Genomic DNA, 23,335 nt, shown 5'->3' with positions numbered 1-23,335 from the left:
TAACTGAATTTCAACATTTTGAAAGTTTGCAGACTTTAATAAAAAACGTAATTTTGCACTCCAATTTTTATAACAGATCAAAATGAATATTACCAGAGAGAATATTGATGAATTAAATGCGGTAGTTAAAGTTGATATCGCGAAAGAAGATTATGCCGGTAAAGTAGAGAAGATTTTAAAGGATTACCGTAAGAATGCCAATATTCCCGGTTTTAGAAAAGGTCATGTACCTATGGGGATGGTTAAGAAGCAATATGGGCAAGCCGTATTGGTTGATGAAGTTAACAAATTGCTTCAGGAAAGTCTTAACAAATACCTTACAGAAGAGAAACTGGACGTTCTTGGGAACCCGCTTCCTAAAGAGCAGGAAAATTTTGACTGGGAAAGCGATAATTACAGCTTTGAGTTCGAACTTGGAATCGCACCGGAATTTGACGTAGATCTTGATCTAAAGAAGCCGGTTACCAAATACAATATTGTTGCAGATGAGAAGATGGTGAACGATCAGATTACCAGCATCCAGAAGCAATACGGTAAACTGAAAACTAAAGATGAGGTTGCTGAAGGAGATACGGTTGCAGGTACTTTCAAAAATGAAGAAGAAGGTATCGAAAAAGAGACCACTATCGAACTGGAGAATATTAAAGGAAAACGTAACCTGAATAAATTCGTAGGTTCTAAAGTTGGCGACACGATCACGCTAAAAACTAAGAATCTATTTGAAGATGATCACGCCTTGATCAATCATTTAGGAATTGAACACGATAAAGCTCACGATCTTGATATCGAAGTTGAATTCACTATTTCTGAAGTTAACGAAAGAGAACTTGCAGATCTTGACCAGGAATTATTTGACAAGCTTTTTGGAAAAGACAAAGTAAAGTCGGTGACTGAATTGAAAGAAAAGATAAAGGAAGATGCAGCGAAGCAGTTTCAGCAGCAGAGTGATCAGCAATTGATGAACGATATTACTGAAGCTTTAATTGAAGCTACGAACTTTGAATTGCCAAAAGAATTTCTTCAAAAGTGGATCCAGACAGTTGGTGAAAAACCAATGACTGAAGAAGAGGCGAAAGAAGAGTACGAAAAAAGCGAAAAAGGACTTCGTTATCAATTGATCGAAGGAAAGGTTGTAAATGATAATAATCTGAATGTAGATTTTAACGATCTTAAAGAATTCACTTCAGAAAAGATCAAACAACAAATGGCTCAATTCGGGCAGATGGATCCTTCTCAGAAAGAACTTGATGATATTTCTGCAAGAATTCTATCTAACCAGGATGAGGTAAAAAGACTTTCAGAACAATTGATGAATGAAAAGCTTCTTGCATTTTACAAGGAGAACATGAAATTTGATGAAAAAGAGGTTACTTACGAAGAATTTGTGAAAGCTATTTATAAGTAAGCCTTTTTACGATATATTACCTATCTTTAAGGCGTTAACTCAACCGGGGTAACGCCTTTTTTTGGCTTATATCGGGATACTAATTACAAAAGAAAACAATAAAAAATTGATGGACTACGGAAAGGAATTTCGAAAATATGCTGTCTCAGATCATAATATAAACAGCAATTATTACGATAAGATCGTTAGTAGTATGTTGCCACAGGGCATGACTCCTAACATTATAGAAGAACGCCAGATGAATGCCGTGGCTATGGATGTTTTCTCAAGGTTGATGATGGACAGGATCATTTTCCTGGGAACCGGAATCAATGAGCAGGTAGCTAACATAGTGCAGGCACAATTGTTATTTTTAGAGAGTACAGATGCCTCTAAAGATATTCAGATATATATCAATTCTCCAGGAGGAAGTGTATATGCTGGTCTTGGTATTTATGATACCATGCAGTTTATAAAACCTGATGTTGCTACTATCTGTACAGGAATGGCGGCTTCTATGGGAGCTGTATTATTGTGTGCGGGAGAAGCAGGAAAAAGAAGTGGTCTTCCTCACTGCCGTGTGATGATTCACCAGCCAATGGGTGGTGCTCAGGGACAGGCTAGCGATATAGAGATCACAGCAAGAGAAATAGTAACCTTAAAAGAGGAATTATATAATATCATTGCCAAACATTCAGGGCAGACTTACGAGAAAGTTCATGAGGATAGTGATCGTGATTACTGGATGAAAGCTGAAAAGGCCAAAGAATACGGAATGATAGACGAAATTTTAAAAAGAGAAGGATAAATTGTAATTTACTTTAGAAGAAGTGATTACCCCGAAAATTTAAATGATGGCGAAAGAAGATCTAGAATGTTCCTTTTGTGGTAGAAAAAAGCCCGAGACAAATCTGCTTATAGCTGGTTTAGACGCACATATTTGTGATCGCTGTATCGAACAGGCTCACGGAATTGTAGTGGAAGAATCCAAGCAGGGAGAAGCAAGAGAGCTTTCTTCAGACCTGATGTTAAGTAAACCAAAATCGATCAAATCGTTTTTGGATGAATACATCATTGGTCAGGAAGAAACTAAAAAAGTGATGTCGGTTGCTGTATATAATCACTACAAAAGGTTATTACAACCGGAAAGCGATGATGATGTAGAGATCCAGAAAAGTAACATTGTGATGGTAGGGGAGACCGGTACTGGTAAAACCCTTATGGCCAGAACGATTGCGAAGATGCTTAATGTGCCTCTTGCTATCGTGGATGCTACGGTTTTGACCGAAGCGGGTTACGTAGGTGAAGATGTAGAAGGTATTCTTACCAGGCTACTACAAGCGGCGGATTACAATACAGAAAAAGCTCAGAGAGGTATCGTGTTTATTGATGAAATAGATAAGATTGCCAGAAAAAGCGACAATCCATCAATTACTCGTGATGTTTCCGGGGAAGGTGTTCAGCAGGCATTATTGAAGTTGCTGGAAGGTACCACAGTGAACGTGCCGCCAAAAGGAGGTCGTAAACATCCTGATCAGAAATTTATCGAGGTAAATACTGAAAACATCTTGTTTATTGCCGGTGGTGCTTTTGATGGAATTGAAAGGATCATCAGTAAGCGTTTAAATATGCAGGCGGTTGGCTTCAGTGCTTCTAAGAGTGAAGATTCTATTGAGCGTACCAATCTTTTGAAATACATTATTCCGAAAGACCTAAAAGAGTTTGGATTGATCCCTGAAATTATTGGTCGTTTACCGGCACTTACTTTCATGAATCCTCTGGACAGAAAAACGCTTCGTGCAATTCTTACTGAACCGAAAAATGCCATCGTAAAGCAGTACAAGAAACTGTTTGAAATGGATGATATCGAATTCGATATTACCGATGAAGCATTAGACTATATCGTAGACAAGGCAGTTGAATACAAGCTTGGTGCTCGAGGTCTTCGTTCTCTTTGCGAAGCTATTTTAACTGATGCGATGTTCGAACTTCCTGAAAGTGAAGAAGATCAGTTTACGGTTACCAGAGAATATGCTAATGATAAATTGAATAAATCTACTATGAGTAAACTGAAGGCAGTTTCTTAATAGAGAGATAACTAATTCTATAAAAAAAGCCACCTTATTTAGGTGGCTTTTTTTATTTCTTCTTTTGAATTATTCAATCTGGATGTGATACTTTTCCAATAATCCGGTTACTTCTGGAAGTGAAAATTTTGCGCCTTGGATCTTATTATTTTCAGGATCAATACAATAATTTATTGCATTTCTGAAATCGGTGTTTTCAAGGTTAGAATTTACAAAGATCGCCTCTAAAAGATCACAATCCCTAAAATTTGAATTGATTAGGAAAGCTTCAGAAAAATCTGTGTTTCGAAGCCTGGAATTGCTAAAATCGGTTCGCGGAATTTTCAGCTGAAAAAAACTGGAATGATCTAAAATACAATTACTGGCAGATATGGAGAAGCCAAAAGCCTCGCAGCTTTCAAAGCGAATTCCTATCATTTTACAGTTATGAAAGTTGCAATCCTGAAAAGCAGTTCCGTTGACTTTTACATTACTAAGATCACAATCCTTAAAATCACAATCGGTAAATTTTGATCCGTTCAAAGTGATTTCTGAAAAGTTGCAGTTATTGAAAGTGCAGTTTTCGTAATCTGCAATGATAAATTTTATATCTACGAAGCTTATGTTTTCAAAATTTTCTTCTTCGAAAAAAGCGTCGTTCATTCTGGAGATTTAAATATTCGGAAAGATTATTTTACCAGCTACCACCAGCGCCACCGCCTCCAAAACCACCTCCGCCGAAGCCGCCGCCAAAACCGCCGCCTCCGCCAAAGCCTCCGCCAGAACTTCCTCCAAAGCCGCCTCCGCCGCCAAAACTACCTCGACCAAGAGAACTTAGAATAATTGCGTCCCAAAGTACACTTCTACCGGTCCTTCTTCCACCATTTCTTCCGCCACCTCTTTTATTGAACATGGAGATGATGATCATGATGAAAATGAAAAGCACTACAATAGCTTTAAACGGAATTCCGCCACCAGAACCTTTTCTTCCCGGCGCGCCTTTAAAAGTGCCGTTTAAAACCTGGAAAATTGCAGTAGTCCCTTTATTGAGTCCGGCGTAAATATTGCCATTCCTGAATTCAGGAAGGATAATAAGCTCAATGATTTCTTTAGATTTTGCATCGGTAAGATAAGCTTCAAGTCCGTAACCTGTAGTTATCCAGATCTTCCTTTCTTTCTGAGCTATTAGTACGAGTAAACCATTGTCTTTTTCACTCTGGCCAATTCCCCATTCGTGCGCCCAGTGCGCAGCATAAGTTCCCTCATATTCACCTTGCAAAGATTCTATGGTGACAATAACAATCTGGGTGGATGTAGTATCTGCGTAATTGATAAGCTTTTGTTCCAGTCTTTTTTCTTCAGAAGATGAAAGTATATCGGCCTCATCATAAACGCTGGTTTGATCTGAAGGTTTAGGTGGGATATCACGTTGTGCAATTGCGGTGAATCCAATGAAAAGAATGAATAAAAATATATATTGTTTGATAAGCTTAGCCTTTAGAAATTTGATCAGATAATTCGTTCGTATCATTTTCGTTCCATGGAAAATGCTTTTGCAGCTGCTCACCAGCTTTGATAATTCCTTCTACCAGGCCATCTTTATAATGACCTTTTTTAAAATGGGAAACAATTAAATCTTTCGTGCTTTCCCAGAAATCGTCTGCAACCACGTCATTGATACCTTTGTCTCCGTAGATCACAAAATTTCGGTCTTCCACAGCAACATAGATTAGAACACCGTTGTCTTGTTTTGTATTGTCCATTTTTAGGGCGTGAAAAACTTCCATAGCCCTATCAAAAATATCCTGATCGCCGGTGCTTGGTTCCAAATGAACGCGGATTTCTCCGCTGGTGGTTCTTTCAGCCGTTCTTATGGCATCTACAATTTCTTCTTCCTCAGATTTGCTAAGAAAAGCTTCGCTTTGTTTGCTCATTATCTTAAAAATCGAATTCTACGTCTGGTGCATTTTCAGCTCCCGCATCGGCTTCAAAACCGTCCATTTCATCAAATCCGAATAAAGCAGCTGTAATATTGCTCGGGAATTTTCTACGGCTTTTTTCGTAATTAGCCACGGCCTCATTAAAGCGGTCACGAGCAACATTGATACGATTTTCTGTACCTTCCAGTTGTGACTGTAACTGCAGGAAATTTTGATTTGCCTTCAGGTCTGGATATCTTTCTACCGTTACCAGTAACCTTGATAATGCTGAAGTAACTCCCTGTTGAGCTTCCTGGTATTGTTTGATCTGGGCTGCATCTAAATTGCTGGCGTCTACATTAACTGAAGTTGCCTTTGCACGAGCTTCAATAACATCGGTTAATGTCCCACGTTCAAAATCTGCAGCACCTTCCACAGTTTTTACAAGGTTACCAATCAGGTCATTTCTTCTCTGGTAAGAACTTTCAACATTATTCCAGGCTTGTTCAGCATTTTCTTCTTTATCCACCAACCCGTTATAAGGTGAGGCGATCAAAATAATCAGTACTACAATTATTCCTATGGGGATTAGCCACTTTTTCATATTACAATTGGTTTTTTAGGTTAATTAGTTCAGCTTTTACACTTTCCAGTTTTCTTATGATCTCAAAATTGGATAGTGTTTTTTGTTTTTCTTCCTTAAGGTGAATTTTTGCTCCTTCAAGCGTAAATCCTCTTTCTTTTACCAGGTGAAAGATAAGTTCAAGGTTCCTGATATCTTCCGGGGTGAACTTTCTATTTCCCTTTGCGTTCTTTTTAGGTTTGATCACATCAAATTCCTTTTCCCAGAATCGTATCAGGGAAGTATTTACTTTGAACGCTTCGGCAACTTCGCCTATGCTGTAGTAACGCTTTTCAGGAAGGTTTATGTGCATTAATCAAGCGATTGATTTTCTCTTTGGGCTCTTTCCAATACCTCGCCGAATTCCTCGGGAGAAAGATTTCCGTAATAGAAGTTTATTGGATTGATCCTGTTATCATCTTTGAAAATTTCATAGTGAAGGTGTGGAGCTTCAGAACGTCCTGTACTTCCAACGAAACCGATAACATCACCTCTTTTTACTCTTTGTCCTCTGCGAACATTGTATTTATATAAATGCCCATAAAGGCTGGTGTAGCCGTAACCATGATCTATTCTAATATGGTTGCCGTAACCTGTAGATCTGCTATCTGCTCTAATCACTCTTCCGTCGCCGGTTGCATAGACAGGAGTTCCTCTTGGTGCAGTAAAATCCATCCCGTAATGGAATTTTTTCACTTTCGTGAATGGGTCAGTTCTCCATCCATAGCCGGAAGCGATTCTGCTCAGATCCTCATTATTCACCGGTTGGATAGCCGGGATAGCTTCCAAAAGTTCACCTTTTTCCTTAGCGAGTTCTGCAATTTCGTCCAGTGATTTAGATTGTACCACAAGCCTTTTAGTAAGAATGTCCATTCTTTTGGTCGTTTCTTTAATGAGCTTGCTGTTATCAAATCCTTCAAGATCTTTATATCTGTTAATACCTCCAAAACCAGCATTTCTCTGTTCTTCAGGTATTGGATTTGCTTCAAAATATAGGCGGTAGATATTGTTATCCCTGTCCTCAATATTGGCCATCACATCCTGGATCTGGTCCATCTTTTTATTCAGAAGGCCATACTGAAGTTTCATATTTTGTAATTCACGCTTAAGCGCTTTTTCTTTAGGAGTTTCGATCTGAGGAATATTCAGATAGATGATTAAGAGAATGAATCCGGCCAGAAAGGAACCGGTAATACTAAGCAGGGCGATACCTAAACGCCTGCCTTTCTTTTGCTCGATCTTTTTGTAAGAAAGGGTCTCGCTATCGTAATAATATTTAACCTTCGACATGAGTTAAATTTATGCTATTTTTGCGTCCAGAAACGGCTGAAATACCGTGTAATTTTATACGGTAAACGAACAAATATATGAATTGTTTTGCCGTCTTCATAATTTAATGAATTTTGCAAGAAAATAACTGAATGAAGTCACAGGATATCCGAAAACAGTTTCTCGAGTTTTTTAAATCTAAATCTCATAGCATAGTGCCATCAGCGCCAATGGTCTTAAAAGACGACCCAACTTTGATGTTCACCAATGCCGGGATGGTACAATTCAAGGAATATTTCCTTGGAAATTCTGTTCCGAAAAACAACAGGGTAACTGATACTCAAAAGTGTCTACGTGTTAGCGGAAAGCATAACGATCTTGAAGAAGTAGGGCATGATACCTATCATCATACGATGTTCGAGATGCTTGGGAACTGGAGTTTTGGAGACTATTTCAAAAAAGAAGCTATTAGCTGGGCCTGGGAATTACTAACCGAGGTTTATAAAATAAATCCTGAAATTCTATATGTATCGGTATTTGAAGGTAGCGACGATAGTGATAAACTTGGTCTTGATACGGAGGCTTTGAATTTATGGAAAGAAATTGTTCCTGAAGAGAGAATTATCTACGGAAATAAAAAAGATAATTTCTGGGAAATGGGCGACCAGGGACCATGCGGACCTTGTTCCGAAATACATATTGATATTAGGTCAACAGAAGAAAAAGCAAAAACTCCGGGAAGAGATCTGGTAAATATGGATCATCCTCAGGTTGTAGAGATCTGGAACCTGGTATTCATGCAATACAATCGCAAGGCTAACGGTGATCTTGAAGAATTGCCGGCAAAGCATATTGATACAGGGATGGGCTTTGAACGTTTGTGCATGGTGCTACAGAACAAACAGTCAAATTATGATACCGATGTTTTCACGCCCTTACTTAAGGAAATTGAAAATATTACCGGAGTAAAATATGGCGCTTCAGATGATACCAATGTCGCTATGCGTGTGATTGCAGATCATGTGCGAGCTGTGTCATTTTCTATAGCTGATGGGCAATTGCCCAGCAATACCGGTGCAGGTTACGTGATTAGAAGAATACTAAGGAGAGCTATCAGGTATGGTTTCACTTTCCTGAATATTAAGGAACCATTCATCTATACTCTGGTTGGTATTTTAAGTGAACAGATGGGACTTTCCTTTCCTGAACTACGATCTCAAAAAGGGCTTATCGAAAATGTGATCAAGGAAGAGGAAGCATCTTTTCTTAGAACTCTGGATCAGGGATTGATCTTACTCGAGAATTTGATGAAGGATTCAAATGACAAAACAATTTCGGGAGAAAAAGCTTTTGAGCTTTACGATACTTTTGGATTTCCTATAGATCTAACCGCGCTAATTTTAAGAGAAAATGGATATGCGCTTGATGAAAAAGGTTTTGATGCAGAGCTGAAAAAGCAGAAAGATCGCTCCAGGGAAGCTACTCAAGTGAGCGCCGGAGACTGGATTGAAATAAATCCGGTTGCCGAAAATGCTTTTATAGGATATGATGAGTTGGAAGCTGAAGTTAAGATCGCCAAATATCGAAAGGTAGAATCTAAAAAGAAAGGAGAAATGTTCCAGATAGTGCTGGATAAAACTCCTTTTTATCCCGAAGGCGGTGGTCAGGTAGGAGATAAGGGAATTATTCTTTCTTCTGAAGGAGAAGCTTTCGAGGTGGTAGATACCAAAAAAGAGAATAACCAGATTATTCATTTCACTAAAAAATTACCTAAAAATATTGAAGCAGATTTTAAGGCGATCGTAAATCAAACAGAAAGATCGAAAACCGCCTCAAATCATACGGCTACGCATTTATTGCATCAAGCTTTGAGAAGTGTTCTTGGAACTCACGTAGAACAAAAAGGATCCATGGTTCAAAGTGGCTATTTAAGATTTGATTTTTCTCATTTCAGCAAGCTTACTGCGGAAGAATTAGAAAAAACTCAGAATTTCGTGAACGCCAGAATACGTGAAAGTTTGAAGCTGGAAGAGCAACGCGGTATTTCCTATAATGAGGCCTTGGAACAGGGAGCGATTGCTCTATTTGGTGAAAAATACGGAGATTCAGTTAGAGCCATTAGATTTGGCGATTCCATGGAATTATGTGGCGGTACTCATGTTCAGAATACATCAGATATCTGGTATTTTAAAATTACGGGAGAATCTGCGGTAGCTTCGGGAATTAGAAGAATAGAAGCTATCACCGGGGAAGCTGCGATGAAATATTTTGAAGAACAAACCAATATCCTTGAAGAGATCAAAAGCGGATTGAAAAATGCGAATGATCCGGTGAAGGCTATTAGTTCCCTTCAGGAGGAGAATATAAGTCTGAAAAGACAGGTAGAAAGCCTTTTAAAAGATAAAGCGAAAAATCTTAAGTCTGATCTCAAGAATGAGGTGAAGCCGGTAAATGGAGTTAATTTCCTAACTAAGAAAGTTGATCTGGACGCTGCGGGAATCAAGGATCTTTCTTTTGAATTAGGAAAGGAAATTGACGACTTATTCATTTTATTCGGAACTGAGCAAAACGGAAAAGCTTTGCTTTCCTGTTATATTTCTAAAAATTTGGTTGAAGAGCGTGATCTTAATGCCGGCCAGATAGTTCGTGAACTTGGTAAATACATCCAGGGAGGCGGAGGTGGCCAGCCATTTTTTGCAACCGCCGGAGGGAAAAATCCTGCCGGAATAAATGAAGCACTACAGAAAGCAGAAAGCTTTATAAAATAACCTAACAAATCCCGGTAAGTCACCGGGATTTTTTAATTTAAAGCTATGGAGTTTAGAACCAAAGTACCGGTAGTTGAAAGTGAACAGAAGATAGATCATTCTTCAGGAACGTTCTTGATAGGCTCTTGCTTTGTAGAGAATATCGGTAATAAACTTGATTGGTTCAAATTCAGAAATTTTCAGAATCCTACAGGTATAATTTTTCATCCGTCTCCCATTAGGCAGTTCTTTCAGAGAATGTCTAATAACGAAGAATTTAAGACCAATGATATATTTGAATTCAATGAAGGTTGGCAGTCTCTGGAAGCACATTCAGATATGCGTCGAGATTCACAGAAGGGATGTCTAAAGGATCTGAATTCAGCGTTGAAGCAGAGTAGAGATTTTATTCAAAAAGCCGGTTTTGTGGTTATTAGCCTTGGGACCGCCTGGGGATATGTAATAGAAGGTAGCGAGCAAATCGCGGCGAATTGTCACAAAATACCACAAAAAAACTTCAGGAAAGAGTTGTCGTTGGTTGAGGAAATTGTAAATGATCTTGAGGTAATTAGTCATTGCATTTCCGAGATTAATCAGAATGCCAGGTTAATTCTAACCGTATCACCCGTAAGACATTTAAAAGACGGTTTTCAGGAAAATCAAAGAAGCAAGGCGCATTTGATCTCCGCAGTTCATCAATTTCTGGAAAATAATAAAAGATCCTATTATTTTCCTTCTTATGAAATTATGGTGGACGAACTCAGAGATTATAGATTCTACGCAAAAGATATGATTCACCTAAGTGAGCTTGCAATTGAATATATCTGGACTAGATTTTCTGAAAATTGGATATCTCATTCCGCTCGGGATCTTAACCACGAAATAGACAAAATTCAGAAGGCTTTATCACATCGTCCCCGAGAAGAAAATTCGACATCTCATAGGAAATTTCTTACGCAATTACAAGCTAAAATCGAGGAAATTCATAAAAAACACCCTGAAATAACATTTTCTTAGCCCTTGTCGTTACTGAGATTGTTAAAATTTTAATATTAATGCAACTTAATTTTAATGTAGTGAAATAAATTATTTGTATTTTTACAACGCAGGTCTTAAATAATTTACGTCTATTATTATTCTTGTAGAACACGAATAATCAGATAATTATAAAGATTTGTTTTCTAAAATTTGTTGGGGTAGATTTTAGAATATACTAAAGGACGGGTGGGGCCGTCCTTTAGTTTTTTATCCGCGTTATTTTAACTTACTTTTCAGCTTTAAAAATCCTCAACTTCTCAGTTTTTTTCTACTTTCCTACTTCTAAACGAAATCTTATGAAGAATATTCTCTTGGCCGTTTTAATGGTTGCAGTTGTTATTTTGGGTTTTATGTACTGGAATCAGAAAAACGATGAAAAGGAAAGTTTAGAAGCAAATACTGCGCTTATTCAGGAACAAATAAGAAATGTTGGTAAGCTTGTGGTTACTGAAGGTACTTTTTCCCAGGTTTTCACTTATAAGAACTCCAAAAGCTTTTATTTCGACATTCTATCGGCTCGTAAGAAAGCACTGATCATAGTTAATGCGGAAGTTAGTGTCGCTTATGACCTTAGTAAACTTGACATTGAGGTTGACGAAGAAGGGAAACGAGTTATAATAAAGAACGTTCCTAAAGAAGAGATCAGCATCAATCCTAATATCAAATACTATGATGTTACCCAGGATTATTTGAACCAATTTGAAGCAGAAGATTATAACAAGATCAAAACCAGGGTTGAAAAAGGATTAAAAGAGAAGATCGAAAAATCCAGTTTGAAGACAAATGCCAAAAACCGGCTAGTAAGCGAGTTGCAAAAGATCTATATTCTTACAAATAGTATGGGTTGGACACTCGAATACGAGAACCAACCCATTGAAAGTTCTGAAGTTTTAGAAAATTTAAAAATTTAAGGAGTTACCATTTTTGACTCTGTCATTTCGATACCATCATCAATTAAATGGGCAACTTCCGGTCGTTCCTTTTTAATATTGAGTAATCGCGCTTTCACTTCCTCCGCTAATTTCTGATCATTTTCTACCGCGAGTTCATAGATCTCTACGGAAAGCAACCAATCTTTTGGATGATATTTTTTTACAATGTCAAAAGCTGCACTAAGAGAGAATTTGGTGTTCTCACCATTTCTGATATTCCGAACTGATTTATATAATGATTCAAGTTCTTCCCGTTCAGGCGTTTTCTTGCTCTTGATGGTTGTACTGGAAGGTGTGTGGGTTATTAGGTCAAATGATTCATGATCTGCAGGACCTGCAAAAGCTGAAATAATTTCTTTTCCTACGGCCATATCATACCTTCCCCATTCCGGTTGAAATAGAATTTTATCATTATAAGTTACGGTACAATTCTTAAAGCTGATAATAATTATCTTTCCCTGAAGGTTTCTTGTACCGGTAATGATTTCTCCTTCCACTTTGACGCCTCCGTCAAATTCAAGACTTACTTTCTCCCCCTCATAAATCGCGTAAGCTCTCAGGTCACGCGGACTCATATCTTCAATGGCCAGGTTGATGCCTTTCAAGGTTCCAATTGGTGATCCAAATCCTTCAGGGTGAGTGGATACACCATGTCCAACCAGTTCTTTTTCCCTGTAAGAAAGTGCTGTTTCGCCTCTTGTTTGAATATAAATTGGCTTTCCTTCATGCTCTATAACATTAGAAAAATTACCTGAAACCTGAATTCCTGTACTGAACTCTACGGTTCCTAGGTTCTTTGAATCTATTAGTTTCTGAATTCCTTCCAATCCGCCTTTTCTAAGTGCCATCTTATTTGCAAATTCTTCCAGAACCAGGCTTAGATGCGCAAAATCTGGGGTAACAAATAATTGTGGTTGAGGTTGGGTGATATCAAATTCTTTTTTTGCTGCTTCTATGGTATAAGGAAATTTCTTAACAGCTTCAGTCATACACGATTTGCTCTCGCCAATAGAAGACAGCAAACCTGCTCCGTATATTTTTGGATCCTCCGGGGAGCCGATTAAGCCATATTCCACTGTCCACCAATGTAAATTTCTTATCTGAGCCATTTCACTTGGCTTTACGTCTGCTTTCTGAAGTTCATCAACACGCCTTTCAACTTCTTCTATTTTCTCTTTCGGTGTATCTTCTGCTTCTTTAAGAATTGAAAGCTCACGAATGGCTTCATAAACTTCATAATCATGTGAACTTGAGATCGCTTTACAACCAATTTCACCAAAACGTCTTAGGTATTCTGCATATTCAGGATTGGCGATAATAGGAGCATGGCCTGCACCTTCATGAATAATATCAGGAGCCGGAGTATATTCTATATGCTCTAATTGCCTTATATCGCTAGCGATCACGAGTACATTATAAGCCTGAAATTCCATAAAGGCTGCTGGAGGAATGAATCCGTCCACTGCAACAGCCGCCCAGCCAATTTCCTCCAGAATACGATTCATCCCATACATATTAGGAATGCTGTCTATAGATATCCCGGTTTTCTTTAAACCTACCAGGTAAGAATCATGGGCAACCTTACTCAGATAATCGACGTTCTTTCTCATAACATAACGCCATACCGCCTGATTAATAGGGGTATAATCGTCATAATTCTGAGGTTTTATATATTGCTGAAGATGGGCCGGAAGCCTGTCTAATATTTCGTTGGATTGTATATTATCTAACATGATAAGTTTAAACTAAAACGTTTGCGTTAAAAGTACAAAATTAGATACAGAAAGGGAAGGAAATTACTTAGCGAGTGGGCATAAAAAAGCCCCTGTAAGAGGGGCTCAGATTTTATATTTATTTCTCCATTCCCGGAGGATATTTTTCCATGATCTTGGCTACGATCTCATTGATTCTTTCCTGTTTCTTATTCATCTCACGAGCAAGGGCGGCTGTTCCCATTCCCTGCCATACCAGTTCTTTTCCTTCAGAATCTATCAAATCGATATATAAGGTTCCTTCGCTGGTTCTGTTTACGGTATTAAATCCGCTTCCCCAGTACCACGGGTTCCAACCCCAACCATAACCCCAATAAGGGTTCATATTATTATAAATATTGATATTCTCGTTGGTTTTGGTGAAAATACTTACCAGAAGATCAGGATTCTCTGATTTTGTAAATCCTTTTCTGTCCATTTCAGTTTCAATAGCTCTTAAGATCCTCTTCTTGTCAAGATCAGAAATTTCCGCTTTATCTATACCTGGTTTAAAAAAAGCATAAGTTCCATATTTTGAAAAGTCAGCTTCACGGTCATAATCTGAAGCAACTCTTACACTACTGCAGGAGGTTAAGAGAACTGTAAATAGCAGTATTACCGGAGTAATTTTTAGAAATTTCATAGGTTAGATTTTAATTTATATAAATTTTAATCCAGAAGTTTCGGATCTACCAGGTTAGGAATAGTAACCTTTAATTGCGGATTCATAGCCATGGCGCGCTTCGCAGCGAAGATAGCTTCTTCATTCCTGGCCCATGATCTACGAGCAATTCCGTTATTTACATCCCAGAATAGCATAGATTTTAAACGATCTTCTGATGCCTTATCACCTTCAAGAATCATGCCGAAGCCGCCATTGATAACCTCTCCCCAACCAACGCCACCACCATTATGGATACTAACCCAGGTTGCTCCACGAAAGCTATCACCAATTACATTCTGAATTGCCATATCTGCTGTAAAGCGTGAACCGTCGTAAATATTAGAGGTTTCACGGTAAGGTGAATCAGTTCCGGAAACATCATGATGGTCACGTCCAAGCACAACCGGACCAATTTCACCTCGACCTATCGCATCATTAAATGCTTTGGCGATGGCAATCCTTCCTTCTGCATCAGCATAAAGTATTCTAGCCTTAGAACCAACCACCAGTTTGTTTTCCTGAGCTCCTTTGATCCACTGAATATTATCCTGCATCTGTTGCTGAATTTCTGAAGGAGAGTTCTCTTTTAGTTTTTTGAGTACCTCAGTTGCAATCTTATCTGTTTTTTCAAGATCTTCATCCTTTCCGGAAGCGCAAACCCATCTGAAAGGTCCAAAACCGTAATCAAAACACATTGGTCCCATGATATCCTGAACATAACTAGGATATCTGAATCCTTTTCCATCTTCGCTCATTATATCTGCCCCGGCACGGGAGGCTTCCAGCAAAAAGGCGTTTCCATAGTCAAAGAAATAAGTGCCTTTTTCGGTATGCTTATTTATGGCCGATGCCTGCCTCCTGAGGCTTTCCTGAACTTTTTCCTTGAATTTTCCAGGATTATCAGCCATCATTTCATTTGCCTCTTTGAAACCTAAACCAACGGGATAATATCCTCCGGCCCATGGATTATGCAGCGAAGTCTGATCACTTCCAAGATCAATATGAATATTGTTCTCAGCGAAGTATTCCCAGATCTCTACCACATTTCCCTGGTATGCGATGGAAATCACTTCTTTGTCTGCTTTTGCTTGTTTAACTCTTTTTGCAAGCTCTTTAACATCTTCAATCACCTCATCTACCCAGCCTTGTTTATGTCTGGTTTGGGTTGCTTTGGGGTTTACTTCAGCACATACCGTGATACAGCCGGCAATATTTCCAGCTTTTGGCTGAGCACCACTCATTCCACCAAGTCCGGATGTTACAAATAGCTTTCCAGCCAGGTCTTCACCATTTATCGAGATCTTCCTACCGGCATTTAATACGGTAATGGTCGTTCCGTGAACAATTCCCTGCGGACCTATGTACATATAACTTCCCGCGGTCATCTGCCCATATTGTGTTACGCCAAGCGCATTAAATTTCTCCCAGTCATCAGGTTGCGAGTAATTAGGGATCATCATCCCATTGGTAACTACAACTCGAGGAGCATTAGGGTGTGAGGGGAATAAACCCATGGGATGACCAGAATACATCGCCAAAGTTTGATGATCATCCATTTCAGCCAGGTATTTCATAGTGAGCCTGTATTGAGCCCAGTTTTGGAATACGGCACCGTTTCCACCATAAGTGATCAGTTCTTCAGGATGTTGGGCAACTTCAGGATCAAGGTTATTCTGGATCATGAGCATTATGCCTTTTGCTTGTATACTTTTTCCCGGATATTCATCAATTGGCCTGGCAAAAAATTCATAATCAGGTTTGAACCTATACATATAAATTCGGCCATATTTTTCCAGCTCTTCCTTAAATTCAGGAACGAGGGTTTTATGATGCTTTTTATCAAAATATCTCAAGGCGTTCTCCAAAGCCAGTTTCTTCTCATCAGGATCTAAAATATCCTTGCGTTTTGGCGCATGATTTAGAGATTCGTCATATGCTTTTGCTGCCGGTAACTCGTCCGGGATTCCTTCAAGTATCTGATCCTTAAAATTCATTCAATCTTATTCTTGTGTGTTAGTTTTCTTGTTGTAGCCGTAGGGACAATGCCTGCAACCGCTTTCGCAGCAATAACCTCGTTTTAGGTGATATTGTTCAGTAAAACAGCGATAGCCTTCAGGAGTTAGGTAAAAATCTCCATCTTCTAACGGGATTCTTTTTTTCTGAAAATTCATGAGGCTAAAATACAATTTCTTATCTTGAAAGCATGATTTTGATCGTCAACAAAAGGTTGCTTTCCGGCAGGTTTAAGGGCATAAGTCTGTGGCCCTTTGTGATCCTGCACTGTAAGCAATTGAAGAAAGACGCTTTTTTTCTGAATCATGAAAAAATCCATTTAAGGCAGCAGCTTGAATTGCTGGTCATTTTTTTCTATGTCTGGTATGCTATCGAATTTTTTGTTCGATATATAGATTGCCGTGACGGAATGCTGGCTTATCGCAACATTAGTTTTGAACGTGAGGCCTACCGCCGGGAAAATGATCTTAAATACCTTAAAAACCGAACTTTCTGGGCTTTTCTTAAGTTCATGTAAGAGTTTTTTTAGAGTATTGACATTTTTGAATTTATTTCAGGATCTCTTTTTTAATCAATATTTTTTTGAGAAGCTAAATCAGGTCCAGCCTGATGCCCATATTCTTGCCATTAATAATCATTTTCTGGAGCAGTTCAATTAGTTTTGCAGAATGCAGGACTTTTTTGAAAATGCGATTTCTCAAAATATTCCCAATCAGTTTGTAACTGAAATTGATAAAGGTATTCAGTTATGGATAAAACGGGAAGATCTTCTGCAACCTGAAGTTTCCGGTAATAAATTTCGAAAATTAAAATACAATCTTCTTAAAGCTAAAGAACTTGGGAAAAGAAAGATCTTGACTTTTGGAGGGGCACATTCCAACCATATTTCAGCTACCGCCGCGGCCGGAAAGCTTTTAGAATTTGATTCCATCGGAATTATAAGAGGGGCAGAGTTGGAAAATTCTGAAGAAAACTGGAGTCCAACTCTGAAATATTCCAGATCCTGCGGAATGGATTTTGCATTTATCAGCAGGGAAGAATATAGGAAAAAAGATTCCAAAGAGTTTTTGATAAAATTACAGAGGCAATTTCCTGAAGCCTACATAATTCCTGAAGGAGGCACGAATCATCTGGCCATAAAAGGCTGTGAGGAGATTTTAATTGAGGAAGATGACAACTTTGATTTTATCTGTTCTTCCGTGGGAACAGGTGGAACCCTTGCAGGCCTGATCAATTCAGCTTCAGAAGATCAACGAGTTTTAGGCTTTTCGTCCTTAAAGTCTGCTCATCTTCCAGATGAGGTTTCAAAATTGGTAAATCTGGATAATTGGGAGATCATACAAAACTATCATTTTGGAGGTTATGCAAAAATGAGTGCAGAACTAGTGAATTTTATGAATGATTTTAGCAAGAAATATAAAATCAATCTCGATCCTGTCTACACCGGAAAATTAGTTTTTGGTATTTTTGACCTCGTAAAAAATGGGTATTTTCCGGAGAATTCTAGAATTCTGGCGATCCACACGGGAGGACTGCAGGGAATTGAAGGGATGAACCGATTTTTAAAGAAAAAAGATCTGCCTCAAATTGAATATTGATATGAAAATCACACGCTGTTTTGCCCTTGTATTGATCATTGCTTTTACAGCTTCCTGCGGAAGCAAGAAAAAAGTGGTGACCAGAAAGAAGGATGCTGTTGAAATAGATAATAGGGGAAAGGAGAATCGCGAAACTCCGGCTGAAGTGGTAGACGATGTGAAGGAAGAGATGCCTAGAAATTCTTACCATTATCGTGTGGAAGATTATATAAGAGATTATGCTTCTATTGCGCAGGAGGAAATGAGATTGTATAAAATCCCGGCAAGTATCACATTAGCCCAGGGAATTCTGGAATCGGGTGCAGGAAATGGTGAGTTAACGCGAAGAGCAAATAATCACTTCGGAATTAAATGTCACGACTGGAATGGAGAAAAAGTTTATCATGACGACGATAGAAGAGGTGAATGTTTTCGAAAATATAAACAAGCAAAATATTCTTATCGGGATCACTCTTTATTCCTTTCCGGAAGAGGCAGATATTCTGAATTGTTCGAATTGGATGCAGATGACTATAAAGGCTGGGCAAAAGGTTTGAGGAAAGCTGGTTACGCAACAGACCGTAGATATCCGGATAAACTTATAGATTTGATAGAGCGCTATGAACTTTATAAGTATGATTCAGATATTACCAAAAAACCTTCTCCAAGATATACAGTAAAGCCTGAGGAGACAGAAAATTCTGAAACGCATGTAGTTCAGAAAGGAGATACTTTGTATTCAATTTCGAAAAAATACAATACCTCGGTAGAAGAAATTAAAAGAATGAATGGTCTCAATGGGAATACGATTTCTATTGGACAGATCTTAAGTATAAAATAAAACGCCAGTCTGATTAATTTTTAGAATCTGGCAATGTTGAACTTGAAGCAATTTCAGGGTTAAGTAAAAAAGTGAAAAAATAATTTATGATTTATAAGAGAAGTAGTCAGTTATTCGCAGATGCGCAAAAGGTTATTCCCGGCGGAGTGAATTCTCCAGTGAGAGCATTTAAAGCGGTAGGTGGAGAGCCAATTTTTGTTGAAAAAGCTGAAGGCGCTTATCTGTATGATGAAGACGGAAATAAATTAATTGATTATATCAATTCCTGGGGGCCGCTAATTCTAGGTCACGCGCATAAGCCGGTGATAGATGCGGTCATAGAAAAGGCAAAAAAGGGAACTTCCTTTGGAACGCCTACTGAAATTGAAACCAAAATTGCTGAATTGGCAGTAAAAATGGTTCCTAATATCGATAAGATAAGGATGGTAAATTCGGGAACGGAAGCTTGTATGAGCGCAGTTCGTCTTGCCCGCGGGTTTACCGGAAAGGAAAAGATCATCAAATTTGCTGGTTGTTATCATGGGCATAGTGATTCATTCCTCATCCAGGCCGGAAGTGGTGCAGTTACTTTTGGCACACCCAATAGCCCCGGGGTAACCCAGGGCACTGCAAAAGATACATTGCTGGCAAAATATAATGATCTTGATAATGTGAAAGAACTTGTTGAAGCCAATAAGGACGAGATCGCCTGTATTATTTTAGAGCCGGTGGCAGGAAATATGGGATGTATTCCTCCCGCTAAAGGATTTCTGGAAGGATTAAGAGAGATCTGTGACGAGACTGGAATTTTGCTTGTTTTTGACGAAGTGATGACGGGATTCAGGCTTGCTCCGGGAGGAGTTCAGGAGAGAGCTGGAGTGAATGCTGATATTGTTTGCTTCGGGAAAGTTATTGGCGGTGGATTGCCGGTAGGAGCATTTGCTGCAAGAAATGAAATCATGGATTACCTGGCACCAATTGGCCCTGTATACCAGGCAGGGACTTTAAGCGGAAATCCCCTTGCGATGGCAGCTGGTTTAGCTATGCTGACCGAACTGGATAGTAAAAGAGAGATCTTTGAAAGTATTGAAAAGAAAACTGAATACCTGCATAATGGAATGGAGGAAGTTCTGATTAAAAATAATATTGATTTCACGATCAATAGGATGGGCTCCATGATTTCGGTTCATTTTGGTAAGGAACCGGTATCAGATTTTGATTCTGCGGCTAAATCTGCGAACCTAGGAACGTTTAATAAATTCTTTCATGGAATGCTCGAAAACGGAATTTATATCGCTCCAAGTGCTTATGAGACCTGGTTCATTAGCGATGCATTATCTTACGAGGATCTCGACAAAACGATCGCTGCCGTAGATAAGGTAAGTAAAGATTTATAGAAAATTTCATACTAATAATACAATCCGGGAAGCGAAAGTTTTCCGGATTTTCTATTTCTAGAATTTTCGTTTTTTAAAATAGAATTCTCTGTCATCTTCGGTGATCTCCCTGATCACCTTGCACGGATTTCCCACAGCGATCACATTTGATGGAATATCTTTGGTTAGAATACTACCCGAACCAATTACAGTATTATCGCCAATATTAATTCCGGGATTAATTACCGTATTGCCGCCTATCCAGACATTATTGCCAATAGTTACGGGAATTGCATATTCCCAACCCTGATTTCTTTTTTCAGCATCTAGAGGATGACCGGCGGTGAAAATACTCACGTTGGGAGCTAGCATTACATTGTCTCCAATTTTGACTTCAGCACAATCGAGGATTATGCTATTATAGTTTGAGTAAAAGTTTTCTCCTATTGAAATGTTGTAGCCGTAATCGCAATTAAAAGGCGGCTCTATATAGAATTTTTCTCCTGTAGATCCCAGCAATTTTTTTAGTAACTCATTCCGATTTTCAACTAATTCCGGCGAAGTAGAATTTATTTTAAAACAGGTTGTTTGAGCAAACATACGCTCTTTGGAAAGTTCTTCATCAGAAGGGATATATGGCTTTTGGGAAAGCATTTTTTCTTTTTCTGTAGCCATAGGTACTAATATTAAGACATATTCAGCAGTTCTTCCAGATAGGTGCGGGAATTGGAAAGTCTTGGAATCTTATGCTGCCCTCCAAGTTTATCATGCTTTTTAAGCCAGTCATAAAAAAGATCTTTTCTGGCCTGGTGAATCTTAGGCATATTCAGCGTCATATTATTATAACGTTTAGCCTCGTAATCGCTATTCACTTCCTGTAATGCGAGATCCAGTTGTTTTACAAAATTGTCAAAATCTCTGGGAGGTGTTTTAAATTCAACCATCCACTCGTGAGCACCTTTTTCTTTCCCTTCCATAAAAATAGGCGCGACCGTATAATCCATGATCTCACAATTGGTGACCAGGCAAACTTTTTTAAGCGCTGATTCCGCATTTTCTATGATCAATTCCTCCCCAAAAACATTGATATGGTGCTTGGTTCTTCCGGAAACTTTGATGCGGTAAGGATTCACATCAGTGAATCTCACGGTATCACCTATCTTATATCTCCACAGCCCGGCATTGGTGGTAATCACCACAGCATAATTTTTGCCAATTTCAACTTCGCTAAGCGGGATGGCAACCTCTTCATCGGTTCCGTAATTATCCATCGGGATGAATTCATAGAAAATACCATAATCCAGCATTAAAAGCATGTCTTTGGTATCATTATGATCCTGACAGGCAAAGAATCCTTCAGAAGCATTGTATATCTCATAAAACCGGAAATCTTCTTTTGGCAGGATCTTCTGATATTGCGATGCATAAGGCTCAAAACTTACACCACCATGAAAATAAGCTTCCAGGTGAGGCCATACTTCAAACAGACTTTGCTTACCTGTAGTTTCAAGTACATTATTGAGCAGGACCAGCATCCAGCTTGGAACTCCGGCAAGACTCGTTACTTTTTCCTTGATGGTTTCATCAACGATGGCCTGCATTTTATATTCCCAGTCGTGCATCAAAGAAACTTCATTGCTCGGCGTACTGCTAAATTCTGCCCAGAAAGGCATGTTATCTATGAGAATTGCAGAAAGGTCTCCGTAAGATGTTCCATTTTCCTGGTATAGCTCTTTGCTGCCTCCAAGTCTTAAACTTTTTCCTGTGAACATTTGTGACTGCGGATTATTATTCAGGTAGATACATAATAGATCTTTACCGGCCGCATAGTGACATTCTTCCAAAGAATCCTGGCTTACCGGGATGAATTTACTTTTTGCGCTGGTAGTTCCGCTGGATTTTGCAAACCATCTGATAGGTGTTGGCCAAAAAATATTCGATTCCCCCTTTCTACTGCGCTCTATTACGTCCTGGTAATCTTCATATTTCTGAATTGGAACACGCTGCCTAAAAGTTTCGTAAGAATTGATCTCGGAAAAGTTATAACGCTTACCAATTTCGGTGTTTTTTGCTTTTGAAAGAAGTTCTTTAAGTAATTCGGTTTGGACTTCATTAGGATATTTAATGAACAATTCCATCTGATGAATTCTCTTCTTAAGAAACCATGAGGCTATCGAGTTAACTAATGGAATTGGCATTATTCTTCTTATCTTTAACGCTTATATTTAAAGGGCGCTCGGTTATTTGGTTAAAAATAATCGAAACTTTGAAGCCTGCAAAAATTTCATTCAGTCTTAAAACAAAAAATTAAATGAGATACGAAGGAGTTCTAAGGAAAATGAGGACCGAAATCACTGATGTGGTTCAGTATTATCTAATCTGGGATAATGATTTTATCAATTTCAACCAGTTGATAGATAAAAAGATAAGCCTGAACTTTTTGAGGTATCAGTGTTTGAATTGCGGACTGGAAAAGAAGATCTACAGGCAGGGATTTTGTTATGATTGTTTTAGTTCGATTCCTCAGGCAGGTGATTGGGTAATGAAACCTGAGCTGAGTAAAGCACATCTGGATGAAGAAGATCGTGACCTGGAATATGAAAAGAGGGCGCAGTTACAGCCACATATAGTTTACCTGGCGAATTCCAGCGATGTAAAAGTTGGAGTCACCCGTAAAAATCAGGTGCCAACACGATGGATAGACCAGGGAGCACATGAGGCGATTGAAATCGTTGAGGTTCCGAACAGGTATCTGGCAGGGATTACAGAAGTTGCTTTAAAAGATCATGTTTCAGACAAAACGAACTGGAGAAAGATGTTGACCAACGATATTGTTGATCTTAACCTGGAAGAGGAGAGAGAAAAACTGAAAGAATTTATCCCGGAAGAGGCACGGGAATATTATATCGCCAGTAATAAGGAAACGGAAATAAAATTTCCGGTGAAGCAATTTCCGGAGAAAGTAAAATCCTTGAACCTAGAAAAAAATCCTTTTTATGAAGGAATATTAAAAGGAATTAAAGGTCAGTATTTGATCTTTGAAGACGGTACGGTTTTCAACGTGCGAGGAAATGAAGGTCTGGTCGTTGAATTAAAAGTTGCCGTTTAGTTTTAAGTGAAAAATATAAAAAAGCAGTCTTCTACAGACTGCTTTTTT

The 23,335-nt window shown here is 38.7% G+C and carries 23 protein-coding genes; 11 read left to right on the top strand and 12 right to left on the bottom strand.

All coding sequences use genetic code 11. From position 1 onward, the window contains the following. The first annotated feature begins 82 nt into the window (after nt 1-82). The 3 genes from tig (at nt 83) to clpX (ending at nt 3,471) form a co-directional block, all read left to right on the top strand. Nucleotides 83-1,405 (top strand): trigger factor, encoded by a 1,323-nt coding sequence (tig, locus tag AC2S94_RS01845; protein ID WP_484629812.1) that lies wholly within the window; start codon nt 83-85, stop codon nt 1,403-1,405. 109 nt (nt 1,406-1,514) lie between these two features. Beyond that, nucleotides 1,515-2,192: an ATP-dependent Clp endopeptidase proteolytic subunit ClpP gene (gene clpP / locus AC2S94_RS01840; protein ID WP_309560307.1), complete on the top strand. Its 678-nt coding sequence runs from the start codon at nt 1,515-1,517 to the stop codon at nt 2,190-2,192. A 46-nt stretch (nt 2,193-2,238) separates the two neighbouring features. Next, nucleotides 2,239-3,471: an ATP-dependent Clp protease ATP-binding subunit ClpX gene (clpX, locus tag AC2S94_RS01835; RefSeq protein WP_484630888.1), complete on the top strand. Its 1,233-nt coding sequence runs from the start codon at nt 2,239-2,241 to the stop codon at nt 3,469-3,471. Nucleotides 3,472-3,540: 69 nt separating this feature from the next. Here clpX and AC2S94_RS01830 read toward each other — a convergent pair whose 3' ends face one another. From AC2S94_RS01830 to AC2S94_RS01805, 6 genes are read right to left on the bottom strand one after another with little or no spacing between them, the layout of a single operon-like run. Next, nucleotides 3,541-4,113 carry a pentapeptide repeat-containing protein gene (locus tag AC2S94_RS01830; protein WP_484629811.1) on the bottom strand — a complete coding sequence of 191 codons (573 nt, stop codon included), beginning with the start codon at nt 4,111-4,113 and terminating at the stop codon, nt 3,541-3,543. 31 nt (nt 4,114-4,144) lie between these two features. Continuing rightward, complete coding sequence (locus AC2S94_RS01825; RefSeq protein WP_484629810.1) at nt 4,145-4,981, bottom strand: TPM domain-containing protein; 837 nt, start codon at nt 4,979-4,981, stop codon at nt 4,145-4,147. Then, complete coding sequence (locus tag AC2S94_RS01820; protein WP_484629809.1) at nt 4,941-5,384, bottom strand: TPM domain-containing protein; 444 nt, start codon at nt 5,382-5,384, stop codon at nt 4,941-4,943. Before AC2S94_RS01820 ends, AC2S94_RS01825 begins: the two co-directional genes overlap by 41 nt. A gap of 4 nt (nt 5,385-5,388) precedes the next feature. After that, on the bottom strand, nt 5,389-5,973 hold the full coding sequence (locus tag AC2S94_RS01815; RefSeq protein WP_484629808.1) for a LemA family protein: 585 nt from the start codon (nt 5,971-5,973) through the stop codon (nt 5,389-5,391). 1 nt (nt 5,974) lies between these two features. Further along, complete coding sequence (locus AC2S94_RS01810; RefSeq protein WP_484629807.1) at nt 5,975-6,304, bottom strand: MerR family transcriptional regulator; 330 nt, start codon at nt 6,302-6,304, stop codon at nt 5,975-5,977. Then, nucleotides 6,304-7,281 carry a M23 family metallopeptidase gene (locus tag AC2S94_RS01805; protein WP_484629806.1) on the bottom strand — a complete coding sequence of 326 codons (978 nt, stop codon included), beginning with the start codon at nt 7,279-7,281 and terminating at the stop codon, nt 6,304-6,306. The genes AC2S94_RS01810 and AC2S94_RS01805 overlap by 1 nt, the downstream gene beginning before the upstream one ends. A 131-nt stretch (nt 7,282-7,412) precedes the next feature. Here AC2S94_RS01805 and alaS point away from each other — a divergent pair, with 131 nt between their 5' ends. The 3 genes from alaS (at nt 7,413) to AC2S94_RS01790 (ending at nt 11,956) form a co-directional block, all read left to right on the top strand. Continuing rightward, entirely contained in the window at nt 7,413-10,028 is a 2,616-nt protein-coding gene (gene alaS / locus AC2S94_RS01800) for an alanine--tRNA ligase (protein WP_484629805.1), read from the top strand. A gap of 45 nt (nt 10,029-10,073) precedes the next feature. After that, a complete protein-coding gene (locus AC2S94_RS01795; protein ID WP_484629804.1) occupies nt 10,074-11,024 on the top strand; it encodes a GSCFA domain-containing protein in 951 nt (316 codons plus the stop codon). Between the two features lie 317 nt (nt 11,025-11,341). After that, nucleotides 11,342-11,956, top strand: coding sequence for a DUF4230 domain-containing protein (locus AC2S94_RS01790; protein WP_484629803.1), 615 nt, complete (start codon nt 11,342-11,344; stop codon nt 11,954-11,956). Here AC2S94_RS01790 and AC2S94_RS01785 read toward each other — a convergent pair. The 4 genes from AC2S94_RS01785 to AC2S94_RS01770 all read right to left on the bottom strand — a co-directional run bounded on the left by AC2S94_RS01785 (nt 11,953) and on the right by AC2S94_RS01770 (nt 16,563). Then, a complete protein-coding gene (locus AC2S94_RS01785) occupies nt 11,953-13,710 on the bottom strand; it encodes an aromatic amino acid hydroxylase (protein WP_484629802.1) in 1,758 nt (585 codons plus the stop codon). The genes AC2S94_RS01790 and AC2S94_RS01785 overlap by 4 nt on opposite strands. Nucleotides 13,711-13,828: 118 nt before the next feature. Continuing rightward, complete coding sequence (locus tag AC2S94_RS01780) at nt 13,829-14,371, bottom strand: DUF4136 domain-containing protein (RefSeq protein WP_484629801.1); 543 nt, start codon at nt 14,369-14,371, stop codon at nt 13,829-13,831. A gap of 26 nt (nt 14,372-14,397) precedes the next feature. Then, nucleotides 14,398-16,386: a urocanate hydratase gene (locus AC2S94_RS01775; protein ID WP_484629800.1), complete on the bottom strand. Its 1,989-nt coding sequence runs from the start codon at nt 16,384-16,386 to the stop codon at nt 14,398-14,400. 6 nt (nt 16,387-16,392) lie between these two features. Then, nucleotides 16,393-16,563: a C1orf53 family protein gene (locus AC2S94_RS01770; RefSeq protein ID WP_484629799.1), complete on the bottom strand. Its 171-nt coding sequence runs from the start codon at nt 16,561-16,563 to the stop codon at nt 16,393-16,395. A gap of 32 nt (nt 16,564-16,595) precedes the next feature. On the opposite strand from AC2S94_RS01770, the gene AC2S94_RS01765 reads away from it, so the two are divergent. The 4 genes from AC2S94_RS01765 to hemL all read left to right on the top strand — a co-directional run bounded on the left by AC2S94_RS01765 (nt 16,596) and on the right by hemL (nt 20,199). Then, the gene (locus AC2S94_RS01765; protein WP_484629798.1) at nt 16,596-16,922 is read left to right on the top strand and encodes a hypothetical protein; all 327 of its coding nucleotides are present in this window, start codon (nt 16,596-16,598) and stop codon (nt 16,920-16,922) included. Between the two features lie 151 nt (nt 16,923-17,073). After that, on the top strand, nt 17,074-18,003 hold the full coding sequence (locus tag AC2S94_RS01760) for a 1-aminocyclopropane-1-carboxylate deaminase/D-cysteine desulfhydrase (protein ID WP_484629797.1): 930 nt from the start codon (nt 17,074-17,076) through the stop codon (nt 18,001-18,003). Between the two features lies 1 nt (nt 18,004). Further along, entirely contained in the window at nt 18,005-18,823 is an 819-nt protein-coding gene (locus AC2S94_RS01755) for a glucosaminidase domain-containing protein (RefSeq protein WP_484629796.1), read from the top strand. An 86-nt stretch (nt 18,824-18,909) separates the two neighbouring features. Beyond that, nucleotides 18,910-20,199 (top strand): glutamate-1-semialdehyde 2,1-aminomutase, encoded by a 1,290-nt coding sequence (hemL, locus tag AC2S94_RS01750; protein ID WP_484629795.1) that lies wholly within the window; start codon nt 18,910-18,912, stop codon nt 20,197-20,199. A 57-nt stretch (nt 20,200-20,256) separates the two neighbouring features. Here the strand turns inward: hemL and AC2S94_RS01745 are convergent, their stop codons facing one another. Together AC2S94_RS01745 and AC2S94_RS01740 are read right to left on the bottom strand one after the other, a co-directional pair. Next, the gene (locus tag AC2S94_RS01745; protein ID WP_484629794.1) at nt 20,257-20,853 is read right to left on the bottom strand and encodes a sugar O-acetyltransferase; all 597 of its coding nucleotides are present in this window, start codon (nt 20,851-20,853) and stop codon (nt 20,257-20,259) included. Between the two features lie 11 nt (nt 20,854-20,864). Further along, nucleotides 20,865-22,376 carry a GH3 auxin-responsive promoter family protein gene (locus AC2S94_RS01740; RefSeq protein WP_484629793.1) on the bottom strand — a complete coding sequence of 504 codons (1,512 nt, stop codon included), beginning with the start codon at nt 22,374-22,376 and terminating at the stop codon, nt 20,865-20,867. A 113-nt stretch (nt 22,377-22,489) separates the two neighbouring features. On the opposite strand from AC2S94_RS01740, the gene AC2S94_RS01735 reads away from it, so the two are divergent. Then, the gene (locus AC2S94_RS01735; RefSeq protein ID WP_484629792.1) at nt 22,490-23,287 is read left to right on the top strand and encodes a DUF2797 domain-containing protein; all 798 of its coding nucleotides are present in this window, start codon (nt 22,490-22,492) and stop codon (nt 23,285-23,287) included. The last annotated feature ends 48 nt before the right edge of the window (nt 23,288-23,335 follow it).

Source organism: Christiangramia pacifica (genome assembly GCF_057221535.1).
Note: the sequence above shows the minus strand (reverse complement) of the source record. Positions and strands in the feature narration are given on the sequence as shown.